This is a genomic window from Thermogutta sp. (genome assembly GCF_014359955.1).
Classification (GTDB): Bacteria; Planctomycetota; Planctomycetia; order Pirellulales; family Thermoguttaceae; genus Thermogutta.
In genome coordinates, this window is record NZ_JACIYL010000633.1 from 1 (window position 1) to 2,652 (window position 2,652).

Annotated in this window: 5 protein-coding genes; 4 read left to right on the forward strand and 1 reads right to left on the reverse strand. The window is 55.3% G+C overall.

Annotated elements, in window-relative coordinates; genetic code table 11:
- Positions 1 to 354, reverse strand: a 354-nt coding sequence (locus tag H5U08_RS15230) for an alpha-L-fucosidase (RefSeq protein WP_297034921.1), incomplete at its 3' end; no start/stop codon positions are given.
- A gap of 534 nt (positions 355 to 888) precedes the next feature.
- Here H5U08_RS15230 and H5U08_RS15235 point away from each other — a divergent pair.
- From H5U08_RS15235 to H5U08_RS15250, 4 genes are all read left to right on the forward strand, one after another.
- Positions 889 to 1,623, forward strand: coding sequence for a glycosyl hydrolase family 28-related protein (locus tag H5U08_RS15235; protein ID WP_297034923.1), 735 nt, complete (start codon positions 889 to 891; stop codon positions 1,621 to 1,623).
- A complete protein-coding gene (locus H5U08_RS15240; protein WP_297034926.1) occupies positions 1,590 to 1,829 on the forward strand; it encodes a hypothetical protein in 240 nt (79 codons plus the stop codon). Before H5U08_RS15235 ends, H5U08_RS15240 begins: the two co-directional genes overlap by 34 nt.
- A 114-nt stretch (positions 1,830 to 1,943) precedes the next feature.
- Positions 1,944 to 2,189, forward strand: a complete 246-nt coding sequence (locus tag H5U08_RS15245; protein ID WP_297034929.1) for a hypothetical protein — start codon at positions 1,944 to 1,946, stop codon at positions 2,187 to 2,189.
- The coding region (locus H5U08_RS15250) for a sulfatase-like hydrolase/transferase (RefSeq protein ID WP_297034932.1) at positions 2,156 to 2,652 on the forward strand (497 nt) is incomplete at its 3' end. The genes H5U08_RS15245 and H5U08_RS15250, both read left to right, overlap by 34 nt.

A 2,652-nucleotide genomic window follows, 5' to 3' on the forward strand; every position in this document is an offset into this window, starting at 1 on the left:
TGCGGTGAAGACGATGTAGCGCATTCCCGCCTCTTTTGCCAGGCCTACCAGAGCATCTGCATCAAATCGCACCGGATTGAATTGGGCAGCCAGCCGTTCATACTCGGCGACAGGGATCTTACCACGATTCATCATCCACTCGGCGCTGTTGGGAAGGGTTTGCCCTTTGTACTCGCCCCCTGTAACCGCGTAAATCCCCCAGTGGATGAACATTCCAAACTTGGCGCTCCGCCACCAGGACATGGTGGCTTCACGTTCCGGCAGGATTTCTGACGCCCCCACCGCTGTAGCGCCTAAGAGAAGTCCCGCCCAAAGTGCCAGGCATGTCATTTTTCTACTGTCGAGCCGCCGCATCTCCAATCCCATCATTCTCTTACGATAGATGTTGTCCAAGTCCTAGGAAACTTAGTCGTTTATAGTTCATTTTTTCTGGTGTATGAGCTCGCAGTATAGATTTATGCTCGAAAAATACAGTCATTTCCTGGTCCTTTTGGCCAGACGAGGCATACTGCGCACCCAGCATTAGGCAGTATGACGGGATTATACATCAAGACGATTTGGTGGTCGAGTCTGCGTCTGTCAGAACCTTCCAGTATGCGAGACTGCTCCGCCCCGCCTTGCTCCATTTGACGCGAACTTGTCGGTTAGCCGGGGCGTTCCTACTGCCACGCCACGAATGGACCGCTGGGGCTGGTGCGCGTGATGCGGCCGGCGCAATCAAACGTAGCCCCAATATGGCAACTTGCTGGGGGCAAAAGGCTGTGGAACAGTGCTGCCTTCCCATGCCGAAAGCAAAAAGAACGCCGTATTTGTAGTCCGGTCCGGCTTGAGAAGGCTTAAACACTACGTAAAACCTGCGTGCGAGGCCCACGAATGAAGGTACTGAAAATGAAATCCGCACTGCCGTCGCTGGTTTTCTTTGTCGTTATGTTAAAGATGGCTGCGGTGAGCTTCGCCCAGTATGTGGAGACGATGGACGAACGGAGTCCACTTAAGGACCTCCGTAAGGATTACGGACTGGCCGATGACGGGGGGAAAGCAAATCAGAGCGATGTCTTCCAGAGGGCCATTGACGAGATGGCGGCTCAGGGAGGCGGGCGTATTTTTGTGCCCCGAGGAACTTATTTAATTTCCGGTGTCTGGCTAAGATCAAATGTCCACATCCGCGTAGAGGCGGGGACTGTCATCCGACCGTATTGGCCCGGTGGTAACAAAGTCTCCGTGTTCCTGATGGATGCCAAGCCGCGGGGACGCAAGCCAACCCCCGAGGAAGAGCGGGCTTTCATCGAGAACGTGAGTATCCGAGGTGTCGGGGGTCGCTTTGTTGTGGACTACTCCGATCGACCAATGGAGCAGGGGTACAGTGCTGTGGCCTGCCGCATGGTGCGCAACTTTCTCATTGCGGACATGGATATCCTGGATAATTTCACACCCCACTGTGGAATTTACCTGGTTCCTACCAATTCGTCGACCAAGGACGTGAGTCAATGGCCCGTATCCCGTCCGACGCGAGGAACGATTCGCAATTGCCGGATTTTCAATGCGAGTCCCGGCTACGGTTTGGTTCAGCTTCATGGAGCAAGTCCATTTTGTTCGAGGATATTTACGCCAAAGGCGGCGTGACGTTGCGTCTTGAGACTGGGGCGGTCGGACTTCACAATGGTGTGTTCGATGTCGTTGCGCGCAACGTGACCTGCGAGGACGGGCGGTGTGCCGTCATGTTCGCGCCGCACAGTGCGATCAATGGAGTCGTCCAGGTGGAGAACGTTCTCGCGCGGGGTTGCGCCTGGGCCGTCACAATCGGCCTGGGAGGAGTGAAGAAAGAATAGCTTAAGATCCAACCAGATGCCCGCGATGGAAGTTTCGCTGAAGGATCCGTTGTCCGCAACATCCATGCGATCTTCGGCTGGCACGCTCAGGTCAAGACGCACGAAATCCTGGCCGTGCCGGAGGAATATTACGATCGCCTCAAACTCCGCTGGTTCGACAAATTCTTCGAGGGACCATCGATTGGGGCCGTCAAGGATACCACCGGTGGTCACTATCATGTTCGAATTGAAAACGTCACAATGGAAGGCTTTACCTACAATGCTGACCGGCCGATTCTTACCGAAAAAGACGAGCGGCCGGGAAAATGGTTTGAGGAGCTTCGCCGATGGAAAGCCACGCACGAGGGAGTTCACCCCTGACAGGAATGGCCGTGTTGTTGGTCCTGGTAGCCACAGGGCACTCAGCTACCCGCGCCGCACCGCCTGACCCAAAACCCCATATTCTGTGGATCATCACTGATGATCAGCGGCCGGACTCCGTGGCAGCGTTCAACCGGATTCGCTACGGGCATCCGGAAAGCCGTTTGGGCTATGTCACCTCACCCAATGTGGACCGCCTCGCGGCAATGGGAACGACGTTCATCAACGCGTTTAACCATAACCCCTCCTGCGCTCCTTCGCGAACATGCATGCACACGGGGCGTTATTCGCATCATACAGGGGTGTACGGATTCGAATATTACGATCCTACGGGAATGGAACACTGGCGACCGATGGTTCCTGAAATCCTCCGCGACGAGGCGGGTTACCAAACGATTACGGTAGGAAAATTGGGCATCCGTGATCAACGATTCTCCAGACAGAACCGTGGCGACGGTCCGCG

Coding starts and splice junctions, on each gene's coding strand:
- H5U08_RS15235 (WP_297034923.1), top strand. CDS start 889: ATGAAATCCGCACTGCCGTCGCTGGTTTTCTTTGTCGTTATGTTAAAG.